This is a genomic window from Photobacterium sp. BZF1 (assembly GCF_014349205.1).
Lineage (GTDB): Bacteria > Pseudomonadota > Gammaproteobacteria > Enterobacterales > Vibrionaceae > Photobacterium.
Genome location: NZ_JACSOF010000145.1, coordinates 1 through 17,291, shown reverse-complemented (window position 1 = coordinate 17,291; position 17,291 = coordinate 1). Strand labels below are relative to the sequence as shown.

Sequence of the window (17,291 nt, the reverse complement as noted above, 5' to 3'; positions counted from 1 at the left end):
TGTTTATTGCATTAAACAAATTATAGAAAAAAGCAGGCGCAAAAAGGGGAAGAAAAACACATATGCGCAAGATGGCATACCAGTTTTCATTTTGAGGCTTGAAAATCAAACGTAACTCGCTGATTAGCAGAATTTTATTTCAAGTTTGGTAAGGTGATACCTAACAAAGGGGGCAGCTCCTGCTCAAGGCCGCACCAGTCTATCGAATCAAGGGCGGCATTCGCTGAACGAACACTTAACACACCGGTGTCAAGCTCCAACCAAGTCACATTTTGTTGAATGTACAAATGCATTCATTCTGCAAAATCAATACGATACTCATTAAGACACATAACCTATCAAGCCTCGATGCCACAAGTCCCCTGTGCTTCCATGTCGCTCCACAAAGGATGGCGGGAAATGCTCCAGCAGGCCGCCCTTCAGTTCGGCCTAGAGCCCAACGATTACTTTCCCGATGAAACATCAAGTGAAAGGATCCGGATACGCCCTGCCGACCTGCGCGCATTCAGCACTCGGTTTAACCAGTTGTGCCAAGACAGTGGGGAGCCACTTTTTCCGGCATTTGCCGCCAAGCATGTCTCACCGCTCACCTTTAGTTGCTACTCACTGGCACTGTGGACCGGCAATGATCTCAATACCTTCATCCAAGATGCCTGCCAGTACTGCATTTTGATAGGCTCACCTATCCGGCTCAAGCACCACATCACACCCAAAGGCAACAGCGAACTGTGGGTGATCAACCATGACCCCTTCAATGACAAGTCAAAAGTATCCGATCGTGGGTTCATGATGTATGTCGCCACCTTAATCGAGATGATCCAGCAAGCGACAGGTGGGGTAGATAAATTAACCCTAAAGATTACCCGCTGGCCATTTCCCCAGCCACTACAGCCACAGTTCGAGCAGTTGATGGGATGCCAAATCAAAACGGGCTCGCCGATTTTAAAAATCTGCTTCCCCAGCAATGCCAGAGAAATCCGATTAAAAGGCCGTGATCCTAATATCTATTCCGTCACAATCCCGCCCTTGCGCCAAGCAGTTAGCCAATTGGAAAGTCACGATATCATTCTACTTATCTACAAGCTGCTTGATAACGAGCCCAACCTGAAGGGCATCTCACGGGAGAAAATTGCGGCAGAGATGCTGATGAGTGTCAGGACACTCAACCGCCGGCTCGCTTTTTTAGGCTCCAGTTACCGCCAGGTCTTGGAACAATACAAGCTGGAAAAAGCGCTGCTGCTGATCAGTCAGCCCAATATCAACCTGACCGATATCGCCTTCCGGCTCGGGTTTGCCGATCTCAGCAGTTTTTCCCGGGCATTCAAGGGCTGGACCGGCCATAGCCCCACGCATTTTTTGTGAGCCGAGCTTAAACAAAAAACGGCCAGCAAGCTGACCGTTTTCTTATAGGGTTAATTTTGAGGTTATAAATCGAAACCTTTATAGCGCTCGTACAGGGCATCTATATCATTACTGCACATGACGTCCATATTTTCCTGCAGTTGTTTGATTGACCAGTCCCACCATTTCATCTCCAGCAACTTGGCAATGTGCTCGTCACTGAACCGCTTTTTGATCTCCTGACCCGGGTTACCTACGATCACCGCATAGGGAGCAACATCTTTGGTCACGACTGTCCGGGCGCCAATGACCGCACCATCACCTATGGTCACCCCTGGCATAATGACACATTCGCTGCCGATCCAGACATCATTGCCAATTACGGTATCGCCTGCCCGTTCGAAGCCGGATTTCACTTTATCACCGAATTTGCCCACATCGAATGGAAACGAGGAAATCCAATCATGGCGGTGGCCCTGATTGCCCGCCAGCATGAATGTGGCTCCTGATGCAATCGAGCAGTACTTGCCAATGATCAGCTGGTCAACTTCGCCGAAGATCCCCGACTCCCATACCGCCCGGCTAGAGTGATCCCCCAGCAGATAACGGACACAGTGATCCTCGAAATGCTTATCATGGTAATAACCGGAATAATACGTGTGCTCCCCGACCGAGATATTCGGGTTCTTCACATGTTCCCTAACTTCATAGCCGCCAAGCCATGAAGGAAAAATGGATGAAGTCATAGCCACCCCTTATAATTGCCACCACTGCCTCACCCGGCATATTCAACCAAACCATCAACACAGGCCCCGCCCATGCAAACAGATCTGTTGCTTTCTGCCTATTTCGGTGAACTTTACGGCATTGCGTTTTTTACTACTTTTGCCAACAAGTATAGTGACGATAACCACATCCATAAATGGCAACTTTTGATAAAAGTGGAGCAAATCACTGCAATTAAACTGAAAGCAGGATTAAACGCTATCAATATCGCCTGCCCAGACCACGATAGTGAAATGGAAATTAAAGGCCAACGTGACGCCGAAAACTGGCTCAATCTTGAATGGAACAGCTTGGTCGATACCCTGGCTAACTGGGTTGAGCCTTATACCCTTCGCTACCGTCAACAGGCCGCTAACGCCACCAACCACCATGGCCTATATCAGTTAGTCGCTGAGCACGAGGATGTGATCTGGGCCTTTTTGCATGCGGAGCAAAATGATGTTGGCTCAGGGGTAACCATACTTGAAGCCTTCATCGATAAGCACAGTTCATGACAATAGACCGGCACACCATAAGGCTGCCGGTAGCCCGCTTAATGCGCGCTGATTCAAATAATTCTTGTCATTTTATAGGCGGTAGGCGATGTAGCTAGCAAAACGCCAAACTCTGTATTGTCGAAATCGCAGGGCTGGATTAACAATCAAAGCAGCGAAATATACAGGATAAGAATATGAGTAAGGATCAGCCCTATCAAACCCGCTGCGTCATATTTGACTGTGACGGAACCTTGGTAGACAGCGAGCGGCTGTGCAACCAAGCATTAGTGAACATTTTTTCCCGTCTTGGCGGAAAGCTGAGCCTCGACGAGTGTATTGAGCACTTCCAAGGCGGAAAGATTGTCGACATCCTCGCCGAAACCCGGCGCCGAACAGGGGTAACCGTGTCTATCGACACCCTCGAACCCATGTACCGCGAAGAATGCCGCAAGCTCTTCAACGAGCACCTCAAACCCATTGACGGAGTGCCGGACTTACTCGAGGAATTGACCCAGCTCGGGATCGATATGTGCATCGCGTCCAACGGCCCGGTCCACAAGATGGAGCACACCCTAGGCCTGACCAATATGCTGCACTTTTTCGAAGGCAAACTGTTCAGCGGCTTCGAAGCCAGTAGTTGGAAGCCAGACCCAGACTTGCTGCACTTTGCCGCCATGAATATGGGCTACCGACTGCAAGACTGCGTGTTTGTCGATGATACTTCTCGCGGTGTCCAGGCTGGGCTAAATGCCGGGATCCCGACCTTCCACTACGCAGCACCCCATGCACCGGAAATCAATGACCCGAGGGTGATCACCTTGACCGAAATGCCGCAGTTGCTGGACTATATCCGAGCCCAATAACAAGAAAGGCCCAACGTTGGCTTCACAACGTTGGGCCTTTATCCATTCAGTCAAACAACTCTGTTAACCGTTATCTTCACGCTTTGACTTGCTTTCACCATCGGCCAGCAAACTATCCCATGATGTCTGCCAAGGCTGCTGGTAATCCGACATCGCTGAGTGACCTTGATGGCTATCAGCACCAAACTCCACTGCGGAGTCCATATTCAGCTCGGCCGTTGAAGGAGCAATTTCTGCTGCATTGGGTTCGGGCAAAGTCAGTCCTGATGAAGCTTCCCTACCACCTCCTCCCGTTGCCACTGGCTGCATTGTTGCCATTTCCGTTTCCAGTTCGCCCAGCGCCAAAGTGTCAAGCATCTCATCTGTTGGCCGGTAGCCTTTACGTCCGTACAACTTATCAAGCAGGTTGATCACTGAGTGGGCTTCCAGCCCCTCTTGCTTGAGCATCTTGTAAACCCTATTCGCTACATTCTGTACTCCGAGAATCGTATCAATATCAAACTGCTGAACCATTTCGTCCCGTGCTTCCTTCGCTTGTTTGTAACCATTTACATACGCCAAGGAGTACCAAATATAAGCGATTGCAGCATCGGACATCGTACCCCGATTGTGCATTTTAGCCACCAGCATCTGGGCTTCACCTTCGTCCCGTTCGGCAGCACGCTCTAGCCAGTAAAGGGCACGACTACTGTCTTTGCTCACCCCAATCCCGGCCTGATAACAAAATGCCGTCTTCATGAAGCCATTGATATCCCCTTGCCTAGCGGCACGGAAACGCCATAAGAAGGCATCCAATGGCTCATGGGGCTGAGAAAACTCCGAAAGATACCAATCGCCAAGGAACAACATGGCATCCAACAATTCTTTATCAGCCGCTTGCAAGATATTTTTCAACCCGGCCTCGACGTCAATTTCGGTTCCCTGCCCACGGATCTGCAATTGGCCAAGCTCAAATAACTCTCCAGCCTCGCCGCGCTTGGCTTTGACCACCTGCTCCCAGTATTGTGATTTGGCTTCCCCATCCGGATCGTCAATGTCGGCCCGGCACAAACGGGCCAAGGCGTTCTGAGCAATAATATTGTCGAGATTAGCGGCTTTCTCATACCAATTAATCGCCTCACGAACATTGGTGAGCTCATATTCTTTGGCGAGGGATAACTGGCTGGAAACATGCCCTGTCTGAGCTTTGAAGATTTTTTCTTCGCGCTCGGCTATCTTGGCTTTTTCCAATACCTGCTGGTACCGGGCTTCTTTCTGTCGTTTCTCTTCTAACGACCTTTGGTGCTTACCCTGAGAAGTAAACACGCGATACAGGATCCACGCCAGTAGGCCCGCTGACAGGCCAGTAATAACCATTAGATAAGGCATATCCCCTCTATACTCTGTATTCGTTGTTCCATGTTACCCAACACCGCTGCGGCATTCGGTGAGAGTGCGCTCTTTTTGCAAAAGCGGTGGTATTTCTCTCGCTGACTCTCTATATCGGCCAATATGTCAAAAACTGGAGAACTAATTCCCCAACTAGTTATCATTACCCAGTATTTAAATTGCTAAGGCCAATCGAAATAAAACCAATAAAAACAAGCATAAAAGTAAATCAGTGCTAAATTTGAATGTGATCATCACAGACAAGGAGCAAGGATGTTTCTCGACTATTTTGCCTTGGGCGTATTGTGCTTTGTCGCGATCTTCCTGTTCTACGGGATTATCGCCATCCACGATATCCCCTACGAAATCTCCAAAAAGCGTAACCACCCACATCAGGATGCCATTCACTATGCCGGCTGGGTTAGCCTGTTCACCCTTCATGCTATATGGCCTTTCCTTTGGATCTGGGCCACTTTATGGCGTGAAGACAGGGGCTGGGGCTTTACCAAAATCCAGAACGAGCAAAATGAACTACACCATGAAATCCTGAAGCTTTCGGAACAGGTCGAACACCTGACAGGGAAAGTAGCTGAGCTTGAGGTCATACAAGCCAAACAAACCAACAACGGCCCTACGGGAAATAACAGCCCTGACAACAAACCGCAGGAGGATGAGCACTAATGGATCTATTACTCATTCTGACCTACGCCGCACTGTGTATTGCCGTCTTTAAGATCTTCAACATCCCGCTAAACAAATGGACCGTCCCAACGGCGGTACTCGGCGGTATTATCCTTATCGGCACCTTGATTTTGTTGATGAACTATAACCACCCGCACAGCAACATGGGTGGACAATTTTATATCACCACGCCCATTGTGACTGGCGTTAGAGGCAAGGTGGTGGAGGTTCCCGTTGAGGCCAATACCCCAGTGAAGGAAGGCGATGTGCTGTTTCGCATCGACCCGACCCCTTATGAAGCAGAAGTCCAATTACAATTAGCAGCACTGGCCGAAGCCAAGCAAAATGTAATGGGGCTTGAAGCGGCTTACCACGCTGCCAAGGCCAGTACAGAGCGGGCGGTTGCCGAGCGGGACAGGACCCTTACCCAGTTCCAGCGCTACGAAAAGGGCTACAAACGCGGTGCCTTCACCAAATCGGAAGTGGACAACCGCCGCCAGTTCTATCGCAGTGCCGAGGCATCGCTCTCTGCAGCCCGTGCCGAAGAGCAGCGGGCAAAGTTAGCCTATGAATCACAAATTATGGGAGAGAATACTGCTATCGCCAAGGTGCGCGCCCAGTTAATCCAAGCCCAGTTCAATCTCGAGGAAACCGTAGTACATGCCCCTACCGCCGGCTATGTCACCCAGGTCACCTTACGCCCAGGAATGATGGCCGTGCCGCTGCCGCTCAAACCGGTAATGACGTTCGTCCACCAGGAGGAGCAGTTCTTTATTGGCGCATTTAGGCAAAACTCTTTACTCAGGTTACGCCCCGGCTTCAAGGCGGATTTTATTTTTCGAGCCCTGCCTGGCAAAACGTTCCAAGGTGAGGTCGTTGAAGTGTTGCCGGCTATCGGTGAGAGCCAAATCCAAGCCGCTGGTGTGCTGTACGGCAGTGACTTATTACTGCGCCAAGGTCGGCCTTTGGTTAAATTAAAAATCACGGATGACTTAAGCGAGTACCACCTACCGCAAGGGGCCAATGTCGAAATCGCCGTTTATTCGGACAGTTTCGAGCATGTGTCGGTGATGCGAAAAGTGCTGATCCGGATGAAGAGCTGGCAAAACTACCTGTTCCTTGATCATTAATCTGCGAAGGTTTCATCTAACAAGCACAAGATACTGATTATCAGACGATTGCAGTACAAGATAAGGAATGCACTGTCAGTGCATTTTAATAAAACGTCCTGGCCTAAGATGAAGGCGGCCTTGACTCTAAGGCCACCTAGCCAATGAGAACATTTGCAAGCCAATTTGCTTGCTGACTTTTAGCCAATCGCAGTCAATCTCTCTCCTGTTCCAGTCATTACTGCGATTGGTCATTTTGGCGGCTAATCAACACTGCGTGTTGATTGATATATATGCGTACTTTAGTTCAGCCAATTGCAACCGCAATTGGCTTTTTTTCTACCCATGCCCCTGCCGTTCATCGACACAGAAACTACGCTTTTTTCAGCGTGCCTCGGTCTACCAACTCTACCGGGATCATCAGTTTAACCAATGCGCGGTCTTCTGACTGGACTTGATTTAGCAGTAACTTAACGGCTTCTTTGGCCAGGCGGTTGAAATCCTGCTTGAAGGTCGACAATTGATAACCCAACCAGTTGGCCTGAGGAATATCATCAAAACCAATTACTTGGATATCTTCCGGGATCGACAAACCAAATTCACTGCGCGCCACATCCATCAGGGCAATAGCTAAAGTATCGGTCGAGCAGAAAAACGCATCTGGGTGATCCGCTTCCGACAAGACCTCACGAATACCGTCCAGCGCTTGCTCGTAGACATAACTGGTTTGGATATCACACGGGGTCTGGCCCGTCAGTGACTGCAGTTCATCGGTAAAACCATCAAGGCGTTCGGCATTGGTGTAGGCAGGGATATCACCAGTTAGGTAGGCTGGCTGCTTGGCACCGCGCTCAACCAATACCCGGGCAGCCATTTTACCGGCGCTGTAGTTATCGCTGATCGCCGAACTACACTTGGTGCCCTCTTCGATGCGGGCAAACTGGACGATAGGGATATTGAAATCACGGCACTCTTCGTAGAGCGCAGTATTGAACTGGGCGGATGCCGCCATCACACCATCAACGCGGTACTGGAAAATATTCGGGATCGAGTGCTGCTGCTGGGCATCGAGCTCCCAGGGGATAAGCACGGCTGAATAGCCATTCTTCTGCAGCTCTTTACTGAGCAACTGCAGGGTTTCCATGTGGATCGGGTAATCCGAGTCAGGGAAGACCAAACCAATCAGCTTGGACTCATTAGTGGTCAAGCTGCGGGCAAAGGCATTGGGACGGTAATTCAGCTCTTTGGCAGCGGCAAACACCTTTTCTCGGGCAGCCGCAGAAACAGAACTCCCATCAATGAATACTCGGGACACAGTTGATTGGGAAACGCCAGCAAGCTTTGCTACATCACTCGCGGTAACTGGTTGTTTTTTAACAGACATATTGGGAATTCATTTGAAATTACTGTGCTAATTATATCAAACAACCCTTTGAATGCGCATGCAAATTTTATAAACCGCGAGGAAAAACAATAATGCCCCAGCACGCTATACTGCGATAGCACTTACAAAAAAGCCACTTATAAAAAAACCGCCACCAGCGTCCGGACTGGTGGCGGTTTGATCGGTAGGTTCCTATTTCAACTCCGCTTGGCGGATATCTTCTGCTTGGTGGGTCGCCAATTAGAAGTAGTAACGGATACCCGCAGAGAATTTGTCGTCAGAGTTAACAAACTCGCTGCCGTTCCATTTATCTTTACCCTCGTCGAACTGGTATTCAGCCCAAAGCAGGAAGGTATTCTTGGTGAAGTGGTATTCCACACCCGGGGTAAACGTCTTGCGCTCATAACCTTTGGCACGACCATCAGTCTCGGTCATATAATTGGCGTTGAACGTCGCACGGAAACCGTTATCGAAGTGGTAATGGGTATATAGTTCACCACCTCGGGAATCGAAGAATTCTTCATTGCCAGCAACTTCCCAGCTATCAGCAGCATGGAATGTCATACCAAGGAAGTAGTTTGCTGTGCTGTAGTTTAGGCCAACAAGGCCGATACGGGCGGTATCACCATCTTTGATGCTAGAGGCTGCATCACCTTCAACATCCGTAATTTCATTCTGGTGGTAAGCAGCACCAACAGTTAAGCCTGCGGCAACAGGGTAAAGTACCGATGCACCGATACCGTTTTTCAGAGTCGCCTTTGACTCACCAGCCAGTGCCACATCGGTACGTGTCGTCTGGTAGGTAAAGCCGTATTTTAGATCGCCTAGGTTATTACGGTATGTCAGCGAGTTGGCCGCACGGCCAGTACCACTGCTGATACCCCAGTCGGCAAGGTTGTATACGTTTGAACCACGGGTACCGTAAGTACGGCCCATATCGGTAAACCATGCCACGTCGTAGAAGGTAGACCACTGCTTGGTACCGGCAGCAATCTTACCGTATTTATCGTGTTCAACACCGGCATATAGAAGACGGTCGTAAATATCGCTGCCGTTAGAGCCAGAGTTGTAACCCCACTCTGCATGGCCGAAACCTTCCCAGCCATTGTCTAGTTGCTTAACGCCTTTCAGGCCGAAACGCGAACTGCCACTGTTCCATACCGGCTCAGAGTCACCACCGTTGTCTTGGTAGCGTGCTTCAAAACGGCCATCGATAGTCAGGCTGTCGCCGTTATCGTTAACAAAAGTGTGGGCAGCCACTGCAGAGCCAGAAGCCAGAGCAGCCATTACAATCAGAGATAGTTTTGTCTTATTCATCATACTACTTGTCTCAAAATCAGGCGCCAGCCACCCTCAGGCTGACATCCCGACAAATTGATAAATATTGTTTTATTAGTCGTAAAAAGGGCGCCCCAGTAGGGACGCCCGAGGTCGCACAGGCGTGCTATCTTTCACAAGAGGAAATGGTGGAGCTTTGGCTAATTAAAGCGCTGGGTTTAGGATCGCTTGAGTACGCTCAAATACGTCCAGGCCCTGCTGCTTCAGCCAGTATGGTAGGTCGATAAGAACCCAGTTTTCAGACAGTTTGTCACCGTCACGGTAGTAAACGTCAACTACTTGCATGTCAGCACGGATTTCACCGCCAGGCATACCTAGGAAACCACCGATTGGCGTGTTAGATAGGTTTGGCCAGCCGAAGAAACAAGAGAAGCTACCTTCAGCAAAACGACATACGTGACCGTTGAACTTCTTGTCTTTCAGGTTGTTACGGAACGGTAACTGGTGCTGCTGCTGGTAACGTGGGATAGTGTAAGATGCACCGATACCACATGGGCCGTACCATAGCATGTCTTCAGACCAGCTCTTAGCTAGTACTTCTGGTGGGCAACCCATTGCGCCGCTGTCGTTCAGTGCAGATAGGTCAGCAACCATCTTGTTAACTAGATCTAGAGTCGCCTGGCCTTCTTCCGGTGCAGCGTCTTCGAATAGTAGACCGTCGTGGTTACGTGGGCCAGGGTATACAAAGTGCTTACCAGTCGATGGTGGTAGTGGGTAGCAACCCGCTTGGTCCATCATGCCTAGTAGATCTAGGAATAGGCCAGTTTTAGTGATCTTACCGTTTTCAACACAGTTGAATTCTGCGTAACGGATGTTCATGATCTTGCCGGTTGGGCGCATGCCTAGGTATTCAGCGTCGAATAGGCCTAGGAAGTGACCCATGCTCATTACCCAAGTTTCACCTGGAGTCACTTCGTTCTCACCGCCGATGAAGATGTCTTGACGTCGCTGCATGCGAGTCATTGACTTCATTAGTGGAGCCCAGAATACGTCAGCAGCTGCTTGTGCGCCTTCTTGCTCACGGAACGGGTAAACACCGCGCCATAGGTAATCTTCAGAAGTGTGTGCTTTTAGTACTTCAGCAACGTTCTCGTGAGTTGCTTTTTCCATTGCATCGAAATATTCACGTACGATGCGCTTAGCTTCTTGATACTTGCTCATTTTGCAAATTCCTATTTTTACTCAGTGGCTAATTAGCTAGCCAGAATTCTGTTGTTCACTGTCGGGCCCAGCGGCGCTGAGCCCATGTATTCAATTAAGCGGTCGCTGCTGCTTTCTCTTTCTTAGAGAAGATGCCTTTTTTCAGCGTTTCAGGTAGCGACAACCATAGTAGGCCGGCCAGTACCCAAACAATCGGCGAGCCCCACATTGCGGTTTGCAGGTCTGAACGCTCTTGGATAAATACCAGTACCATTGGCGCCCACATACCGATTAGACGGCCACCGTGGAACAGTGCTGCACCGAAACTGCGTAGGTGTGCAGGGAATAGCTCAGAGAAGTAACCACCCCATACCGCACTTGATGCCAGGCCAAAGTTGTAAATCAGGCCAAGGATTGCCAGCAGGTTAAGACCCATGAAGCTCACATCAGACGGCGCTACGAAGAAGATAGACGCCATGATACCGGCCAAGATGAAACCGAATGCGTTAACCTTACGGCCCCACTTATCAGCAATCGCACCCCATACCCATGCACCCAGTAGGCTACCGAAAGCAGAGATTGAGAAGATGATGCCCATTGTTTGGCCATCGAACATACGTACTTCTTTCAGGTACGTCGTTACGAAACCGTTGAAGAACTGGAAGCCGTAGAAGTTAAGGCCAGACAGTAGTAGACACGTCAGCGTGATGCGCAGGTTGCGGCCGCGGAACATCTCGCCCCAAGAACCCTTCTTGGCTTCAACTTCTTTACCACTGTCGTCAGTTGCGACTTCCTCACCAAACGCAATTACTTTCTTGTCGCTTGGCAGGATGAAAATCATTGCTACCGCAGCCACTAGCGGCGGGATACCACCTACTAGCATCATGTTTTCCCATGCTGCGTTGATGCTAGATAGATAAGCTGCATACGCACCCATCGCCATGACAGCCACAGAGAACATAGATGACGCAAATGCCGTCAATTTACCGCGTACAGAGTCGGTAAACAGGCCGATCATCAATGAGACCGCAACCGTAAAGTAACCGCCTAGGGCAATACCAACGATAAAACGCATTGCTGCCCAGCCTTCATAGCTGGTAAAAGTCATGTTAAGAATTGTCGCAGCACCGTTGATGGCGGTAATGGTGATCAATACGTTTTTCTTACCGAAGCGGCTGGCAAACCATGCACAGCTCAATGCACCGATCAGGGCACCTAGAGACTGCCATGTATAGAACTGGGCAGTGTGGGCAAGGGTGATGCTGTCATAAGCATCGACAATGTAGGGACGGACGTAATCAATTACTACGAAGTTGTAACAGTAGAACACGTAACCGACCAAAATCGCCAGGTAGGCAGCTGCGCGTTGCACCATTGGAACTTCGTTCATGTGTTTCTTGGTTGTCATGAGCGAATAATCCTCTAAATTTATTTGTATCACCCGTGTTAATAACTTGGGTGACCGAAACCGTGTAGGGAGGTTTTGCCCCCTCCGCTTTCTGGTGGCAGATATTACACAGTTCGAGAGGGTAAAAACCGTGACACAAATCAATTTTGCATGAATGCGCACCCAAAAATGATTTTCATGAGATCTTGATCACATGCTGTCTGCATTTTAGCCAACAAAGACCAAAAAGCCGTCAAGATTGATCCTGATCACGCAAATCCACCAAGCAATTCCCAATTTGAGGCGGTTTTATGTACTATTCACAACGATAATTATTCGGGCAGCGCCCATAGAAACAACAAGGCAAACCCATTATGGTTGCGTATTCAAGCATTTTGGTAGTGTTGGTTTATCTGGCATTTACCATTTTTATCAGTTACTTAGTGAACAAAAGATCATCTAATCGCGGAGATTTTTCTACCGGTGGAAAGCAATTTGGCTGGCTGACGGTAGGAATTTCCATCTTGGCGACCTATATCAGTGCCATGACCTTCGTCGGTATGCCAGGTTGGGTATACAGTGATGGCATGCAGGCTATTGCTATCCACCTCAATTACCCCATTGTGATTTTCTTCAGTGTGGTGTTCTTCATCCCTATCTTTTACAAGCTGGGGCTGACATCTATCTACGAATATCTGGAGCACCGCTTCGGGGTGATCACTAGAACCATTAACTCATTGGTTTTTATCGTTGTTCAGTGTATTGCCTCCGGTATTATCCTGTACGCCGTCTCGCTAATACTGGTGCGGATCCTACCTATCAGTGTTGAAGAAGCGATCATCTATATCAGCTTGTTTACCGCGCTTTATACCTATGCTGGCGGTATCTCCACGGTTATTTGGACGGACGTGATGCAGTCTGGCTTCCTGCTGGCAGGATGTATTGCAGTATTTGCGACTTTGGTGATGAACCTGCCAGATTTGGGTGCGCTCCCAGAATTATCGCAAGCGGTTGAAACCAAGCTATCGATGGCAAACCTATCCACCAGCTTTGGTGATGATACAACGCTAATGGCAGGCCTAATCGCCGTGAGCTTCCTCCACTTGAGCGTATACGGCTCCAACCAGTTGATTATCCAGCGCACGCTGGCAACCCGTTCGGTGGAAACGGCCCAGAAGTCGATGTTGGTGTGCGGTTACGGCGCCTTTTTCATCTACCTGTTCTTCAGCTTGATGGGTGTGCTGCTGTTTGTGTTCTATCAAGGGCAACCGTTTGAAAACAGCAACGATGTCATTCTCGATTTTGTCTTCAACCATACCCACCCATTGATTGTCGGGCTGATCATGGCCGCCCTCTCCGCTGCCGCGATGTCGACACTGGATTCCTCCTACAACTCGATGGCGACCGTGGCTACCTTTGATATCTACAAGCGCTTTATCAAGCCAGAGCAAGATAATACCCATTATGAAAAGGTTGCCCGCCGACTAAGCCTGAGCTGTGCGGTACTGGTGGTGATCCCTGCCATGCTGGCAATATCCAATGAAAGCGTACTCAAAAGTATTGCCAGCCTGACATCCATCTTTGTCGGTATCCGCCTTGGCTCATTCTTGCTGGGGATCTTCTCACGCTCCTCAAACGAGGCAGGCATCATCGCCGCCAGTATCACCAGCATCCTAGCCATTCTGGTCTGCCAGTCAGCAGGGATTGCCTGGCCATGGTATGCCCCAGCCGGCACTGTCGTATTCATTGCCACCGGGCTGATTGTCAGCCGGGTGAAAGGACAAACAACGGCAAGCCAGCTTGCCTTTTTCGAGCAACAGAAAAGCCTCTACACAGCGCCAACAACCAGCCAATACATGCTGCTGGTTTTTGCCGCATTGACCGTATTGGCTTGTTTCTTTCTGCCAAACTTATTAGCAGAAGTGATTTTTTAAGGAAAGACCATGTTATCTATTTTCGATATCTACAAGGTGGGCGTGGGCCCATCAAGCTCCCACACTAACGGCCCGATGATCGCCGGTTTCGACTTCTGCCAGAAAGTGGAGGCGATGCTGGACGATATCGTACGTGTCCAGGTCGATTTGTACGGTTCGCTGTCGCTGACCGGTGTCGGTCACCATACCGATAGAGCATCAATCCTTGGCTTGATGAACAACAAACCTGACGCCATTGATATCAAGGCTGCCAACGAAGCGATGGCACAAGGGATTGCCAGTAAGACCTTGCTGCTGGCTGGCAAAAAAATGATCGGCTTCGATACCGATACTGATATGCTTTTCCACAGCGACAACCTGCCGCTGCACGAAAACGGCATGACCATCAGCGCCTTTGGTGAAGATGGCAAACGGCTGTTCATCGAAACCTACTACTCTATCGGCGGCGGCTTCATCGCTACTGCTGATGAGCTGCAAAATGGCAAGGCCACCAGTGAGGTCACGGTCCCTTATGAATTTAATTCCGCCGAGGACATCCTCAAGCTAACCGAACGCGAAGGTTTAAGTATCGGGGCCCTGTTCCTACGTAATGAACTGGCTTTCCGGAGTCAGGAAGAGCTTGATGCCAGGGCAAACCAAATCTGGGAGGTCATGTCGAACTGTATGGCCCGCGGCTTTGAAACTGAGGGTGTCCTCGATGGTGGCCTGCATGTAGTGCGCCGTGCCCCTGCACTGTTGAAGAAGCTGGAGTCAAACAAGCAGATTGAAAATGACCCAATGGAAGTCATGGACTGGATCAACCTCTTCGCCTTTGCGGTCAGTGAAGAGAATGCAGCAGGAGGCCAAGTTGTCACCTCACCGACCAACGGTGCTGCTGGGGTGATCCCTGCCGTGCTGATGTACTACAACAAGTTCATTGGTGAACTCACCCCGAAACAGATCAAAGATTTCTTGGCCGTTTCTGGTGCTGTGGGCATGCTTTACAAAATGAATGCCTCGATTTCAGGTGCCGAAGTCGGCTGCCAGGGAGAGGTCGGTGTATCGTCTTCTATGGCTGCGGCAGGGCTGACCTCACTTCGAGGCGGTAGCAACGAGCAAATTTTCATGGCGGCTGAGATTGCGATGGAGCACTCTCTGGGGATGACCTGTGATCCAATTGGCGGCTTAGTTCAGATCCCTTGTATCGAACGCAATGCCATGGGTGCAATGAAAGCAATCAATGCCTCGCGTATGGCCCTAAAACGCAACAGCAAATCGCGTATTTCACTGGATAAGGTTATCGAGACGATGTACCAGACCGGCAAGGACATGAACAAGAAATACCGCGAGACATCACTTGGCGGCTTGGCGATGATTCATTTAGCCCCACCTTGTGAATAAACAACCACCTTGTGAACAAACACCCCGGCGAAGTAAGCCACCATTTTAATCCCATGGTGGCTTAGCCAGAACACATTTCAGGTGCTCACCTGCCATGATTTTAATCCCCCGGCATGGCGGTGGGCCCTAATTCAATACGACTGCTGTTTAATCGTTGATATTCTCTTTGACAACCCGTGCTGGGTTACCCACCACTACGGTGTGGGCTGGGACATCCTTGGTCACGACACTGCCACCACCAACAACCGCGCCGTCACCAATCGTCACCCCAGGTAGCACCAGCACATTGGCACCAATCCACACTTGGTTGCCAACCGTAATTGGCTTGGCAAACTCCTCGTAGGTATAGCGGGTTGCCGCATCTATAGGGTGACCAGCAGTGCACAAGGTCACATTAGGGCCAATCATCACTTCATCACCGATAATCACTTTGCCACAGTCGAGGATCACCCCATTGGCATTCATGTAGAAACTTTTGCCAACCTCGATGTTATAGCCGTAGTCACACATGAAATTGCCATTGAGGGTCGTCGAATCGTCTGATTTAGCGAACAATTGCTGAACCAAGGCATTACGCTCTTTATTGTCATCACAATTGCTGATTTTGCGGCACAGGCTGCGGGCCTTTTGGCGGTCTTGGGGCAAATCATCAGCCCCCGGGTTATACAACATACCTGCGATCAGGCTTTTTTCTCTATCTGATAATGCCATGAAATCTCTCCCATAAAGTCCACGTATCTAACCATAAACCGCAAAGTTCCTGAGTTGCGTTACATCAACCTTCAAACAACAGGGACAAAAAAGGCCGGCAAAATGCCAGCCTTTCGATGGTTAGATCAACAACGTCTTTGCGGGGATTAGAATGCCCAAGCGAAGTTGAAGCCACCGCCGTTGTCAGTACGGCTAGATTCACCACTGAACTCGTTAAGCTCGTTACGCTTAACTTCCAGTGACAAGGTTGCTCCTGGAGTGAAAGCGTAAGACAGGCCCACGGCATACACTTGGCGGTCACCGGTTACATCACCTTCACCGTCGAAATCAACATACGAAGCGTAAGCGTATGGACGGAAGCCTGATTCAAGTGCGTAGTGCGCATATACATCTACCGCATCGGCATCAGCCCACTCCATGCGAGGACCACCTTGTAGGCCGGCTTTGTGGATGTTTTCACCCTTGGTGTAAACCGCTGCGACCTTCAGGCCACCAGCAACATACTGGCCACCGACAGTCAGTGCCGTTTGCTTATCGCCGTCTTCAAGACCATTTACCTCAGCCGTATTTGAAACTTCTACCTTATTCTCAAGGTAAGCAACCCCCAGGCTTAGGCCCGATTCAAAGTCGTAGCTGGTCGATAGCGCGTAGTTGTAATCACGCTTAACGTCGCTAGTCTCACCGTCACTGGTAAAGCCGTAGTGCGCCGATACGTTAACACCGTTGTTGCTGTAGCGGTATGCCACCAGGTTGTCACCACGGCCCGTTGCTGCGAAACCACCGTCAGTACCTTCAGAGTAAATCGGTGTCGCATCCGGATCGATAATGATCAGGTTATCCATGTAGCGGGCAACATCGTGGTATGCCGACCACTGCTTACCGAAACGCAGGTTACCGAGCTCATCACTGTTAATAGACACATAACCTAGACGGTTACGGAAATTGTTACGGCCAGAAGTTGGGCTGTTCAAGAACTGATCCCATTCGAACTTGGCATCCATGGTCAAACCCGGTTGGATTTGACGCTCAACGCTCATGTTCAAAATACTACGGCTGGCAGAGAAAATATCATCTTCGCCGAACACAGGCTGGAAGGCATCAAGAACAAAGACACCACCGATATCAAACTTGGTTTGCTCATCTTCATAAAGGGTGAAGGCTGACGCTTGACCAGCCAGTAAAAGTGTAGAGATGACAGCAGAGCAGATTTTCAACTTCATTTATCAGGTACTTCTAGTGATAGTGTGACAGTAATGCGTGATTGCCAGCACAAACTACCAGACCTCCCGCAACAATGTAATAGTAAACTAGTACAATGATGAGCTAAATTTGTATCTAATTGTTCAGAGTAAGAATATATATTTATTTAAATCATAAACTTAAACAGAATATA

General features: G+C 49.5%; 16 protein-coding genes. 7 read left to right on the top strand and 9 right to left on the bottom strand.

The features are described from left to right. Positions 1–134: 134 nt before the first annotated feature. Entirely contained in the window at positions 135–293 is a 159-nt protein-coding gene (locus tag BIZ37_RS24330) for a hypothetical protein (RefSeq protein ID WP_222939810.1), read from the bottom strand. Between the two features lie 106 nt (positions 294–399). On the opposite strand from BIZ37_RS24330, the gene BIZ37_RS24325 reads away from it, so the two are divergent. Next, on the top strand, positions 400–1,362 hold the full coding sequence (locus BIZ37_RS24325; protein ID WP_187463708.1) for a helix-turn-helix domain-containing protein: 963 nt from the start codon (positions 400–402) through the stop codon (positions 1,360–1,362). A gap of 62 nt (positions 1,363–1,424) precedes the next feature. Here the strand turns inward: BIZ37_RS24325 and BIZ37_RS24320 are convergent, their stop codons facing one another. After that, a complete protein-coding gene (locus BIZ37_RS24320) occupies positions 1,425–2,087 on the bottom strand; it encodes a CatB-related O-acetyltransferase (RefSeq protein WP_107299447.1) in 663 nt (220 codons plus the stop codon). 72 nt (positions 2,088–2,159) lie between these two features. On the opposite strand from BIZ37_RS24320, the gene BIZ37_RS24315 reads away from it, so the two are divergent. Both BIZ37_RS24315 and yieH read left to right on the top strand, forming a co-directional pair. Continuing rightward, positions 2,160–2,621 carry a hypothetical protein gene (locus tag BIZ37_RS24315; protein WP_187463707.1) on the top strand — a complete coding sequence of 154 codons (462 nt, stop codon included), beginning with the start codon at positions 2,160–2,162 and terminating at the stop codon, positions 2,619–2,621. A 176-nt stretch (positions 2,622–2,797) separates the two neighbouring features. Then, entirely contained in the window at positions 2,798–3,466 is a 669-nt protein-coding gene (gene yieH / locus BIZ37_RS24310; protein WP_187463706.1) for a 6-phosphogluconate phosphatase, read from the top strand. A gap of 63 nt (positions 3,467–3,529) precedes the next feature. Here yieH and BIZ37_RS24305 read toward each other — a convergent pair whose 3' ends face one another. Further along, positions 3,530–4,834, bottom strand: coding sequence for a tetratricopeptide repeat protein (locus BIZ37_RS24305; protein WP_187463705.1), 1,305 nt, complete (start codon positions 4,832–4,834; stop codon positions 3,530–3,532). A gap of 273 nt (positions 4,835–5,107) precedes the next feature. Between BIZ37_RS24305 and BIZ37_RS24300 the strand changes: the two genes are divergently transcribed. Beyond that, positions 5,108–5,515, top strand: a complete 408-nt coding sequence (locus BIZ37_RS24300; RefSeq protein ID WP_187463704.1) for a DUF3302 domain-containing protein — start codon at positions 5,108–5,110, stop codon at positions 5,513–5,515. Continuing rightward, positions 5,515–6,645, top strand: coding sequence for an HlyD family secretion protein (locus BIZ37_RS24295; protein WP_187463703.1), 1,131 nt, complete (start codon positions 5,515–5,517; stop codon positions 6,643–6,645). The genes BIZ37_RS24300 and BIZ37_RS24295 overlap by 1 nt, the downstream gene beginning before the upstream one ends. A gap of 352 nt (positions 6,646–6,997) precedes the next feature. Here the strand turns inward: BIZ37_RS24295 and BIZ37_RS24290 are convergent, their stop codons facing one another. The 4 genes from BIZ37_RS24290 to BIZ37_RS24275 all read right to left on the bottom strand — a co-directional run bounded on the left by BIZ37_RS24290 (position 6,998) and on the right by BIZ37_RS24275 (position 11,894). Continuing rightward, positions 6,998–8,008 (bottom strand): LacI family DNA-binding transcriptional regulator, encoded by a 1,011-nt coding sequence (locus BIZ37_RS24290; protein WP_187463702.1) that lies wholly within the window; start codon positions 8,006–8,008, stop codon positions 6,998–7,000. A 240-nt stretch (positions 8,009–8,248) separates the two neighbouring features. Further along, positions 8,249–9,325, bottom strand: a complete 1,077-nt coding sequence (locus BIZ37_RS24285; protein ID WP_187463710.1) for a porin — start codon at positions 9,323–9,325, stop codon at positions 8,249–8,251. A 165-nt stretch (positions 9,326–9,490) separates the two neighbouring features. Beyond that, on the bottom strand, positions 9,491–10,507 hold the full coding sequence (locus BIZ37_RS24280) for a nuclear transport factor 2 family protein (protein ID WP_107299440.1): 1,017 nt from the start codon (positions 10,505–10,507) through the stop codon (positions 9,491–9,493). A 94-nt stretch (positions 10,508–10,601) separates the two neighbouring features. Then, positions 10,602–11,894, bottom strand: coding sequence for an MFS transporter (locus BIZ37_RS24275; protein ID WP_107299439.1), 1,293 nt, complete (start codon positions 11,892–11,894; stop codon positions 10,602–10,604). Between the two features lie 353 nt (positions 11,895–12,247). Between BIZ37_RS24275 and BIZ37_RS24270 the strand changes: the two genes are divergently transcribed. Further along, positions 12,248–13,807: a sodium/solute symporter gene (locus BIZ37_RS24270; protein WP_187463701.1), complete on the top strand. Its 1,560-nt coding sequence runs from the start codon at positions 12,248–12,250 to the stop codon at positions 13,805–13,807. Positions 13,808–13,816: 9 nt separating this feature from the next. Further along, the gene (locus tag BIZ37_RS24265; protein WP_187463700.1) at positions 13,817–15,187 is read left to right on the top strand and encodes an L-serine ammonia-lyase; all 1,371 of its coding nucleotides are present in this window, start codon (positions 13,817–13,819) and stop codon (positions 15,185–15,187) included. A 147-nt stretch (positions 15,188–15,334) separates the two neighbouring features. Here the strand turns inward: BIZ37_RS24265 and BIZ37_RS24260 are convergent, their stop codons facing one another. Together BIZ37_RS24260 and BIZ37_RS24255 are read right to left on the bottom strand one after the other, a co-directional pair. Further along, positions 15,335–15,898 (bottom strand): sugar O-acetyltransferase, encoded by a 564-nt coding sequence (locus tag BIZ37_RS24260; RefSeq protein WP_187463699.1) that lies wholly within the window; start codon positions 15,896–15,898, stop codon positions 15,335–15,337. A gap of 146 nt (positions 15,899–16,044) precedes the next feature. Then, complete coding sequence (locus BIZ37_RS24255) at positions 16,045–17,118, bottom strand: porin (RefSeq protein ID WP_187463698.1); 1,074 nt, start codon at positions 17,116–17,118, stop codon at positions 16,045–16,047. Between the last annotated feature and the right edge of the window lie 173 nt (positions 17,119–17,291).

Bases quoted from the DNA above. Each gene is read 5' to 3' on its own strand.
- BIZ37_RS24300 (WP_187463704.1), top strand. From the start codon at position 5,108: ATGTTTCTCGACTATTTTGCCTTGGGCGTATTGTGCTTTGTCGCGATC.
- BIZ37_RS24265 (WP_187463700.1), top strand. From the start codon at position 13,817: ATGTTATCTATTTTCGATATCTACAAGGTGGGCGTGGGCCCATCAAGC.
- BIZ37_RS24325 (WP_187463708.1), top strand. From the start codon at position 400: ATGCTCCAGCAGGCCGCCCTTCAGTTCGGCCTAGAGCCCAACGATTAC.
- BIZ37_RS24290 (WP_187463702.1), bottom strand. From the start codon at position 8,008: ATGTCTGTTAAAAAACAACCAGTTACCGCGAGTGATGTAGCAAAGCTT.
- BIZ37_RS24270 (WP_187463701.1), top strand. From the start codon at position 12,248: ATGGTTGCGTATTCAAGCATTTTGGTAGTGTTGGTTTATCTGGCATTT.
- BIZ37_RS24275 (WP_107299439.1), bottom strand. From the start codon at position 11,894: ATGACAACCAAGAAACACATGAACGAAGTTCCAATGGTGCAACGCGCA.
- BIZ37_RS24330 (WP_222939810.1), bottom strand. From the start codon at position 293: ATGCATTTGTACATTCAACAAAATGTGACTTGGTTGGAGCTTGACACC.
- BIZ37_RS24295 (WP_187463703.1), top strand. From the start codon at position 5,515: ATGGATCTATTACTCATTCTGACCTACGCCGCACTGTGTATTGCCGTC.
- BIZ37_RS24315 (WP_187463707.1), top strand. From the start codon at position 2,160: ATGCAAACAGATCTGTTGCTTTCTGCCTATTTCGGTGAACTTTACGGC.
- BIZ37_RS24255 (WP_187463698.1), bottom strand. From the start codon at position 17,118: ATGAAGTTGAAAATCTGCTCTGCTGTCATCTCTACACTTTTACTGGCT.
- BIZ37_RS24320 (WP_107299447.1), bottom strand. From the start codon at position 2,087: ATGACTTCATCCATTTTTCCTTCATGGCTTGGCGGCTATGAAGTTAGG.
- BIZ37_RS24305 (WP_187463705.1), bottom strand. From the start codon at position 4,834: ATGCCTTATCTAATGGTTATTACTGGCCTGTCAGCGGGCCTACTGGCG.
- BIZ37_RS24285 (WP_187463710.1), bottom strand. From the start codon at position 9,325: ATGAATAAGACAAAACTATCTCTGATTGTAATGGCTGCTCTGGCTTCT.
- yieH (WP_187463706.1), top strand. From the start codon at position 2,798: ATGAGTAAGGATCAGCCCTATCAAACCCGCTGCGTCATATTTGACTGT.
- BIZ37_RS24260 (WP_187463699.1), bottom strand. From the start codon at position 15,898: ATGGCATTATCAGATAGAGAAAAAAGCCTGATCGCAGGTATGTTGTAT.
- BIZ37_RS24280 (WP_107299440.1), bottom strand. From the start codon at position 10,507: ATGAGCAAGTATCAAGAAGCTAAGCGCATCGTACGTGAATATTTCGAT.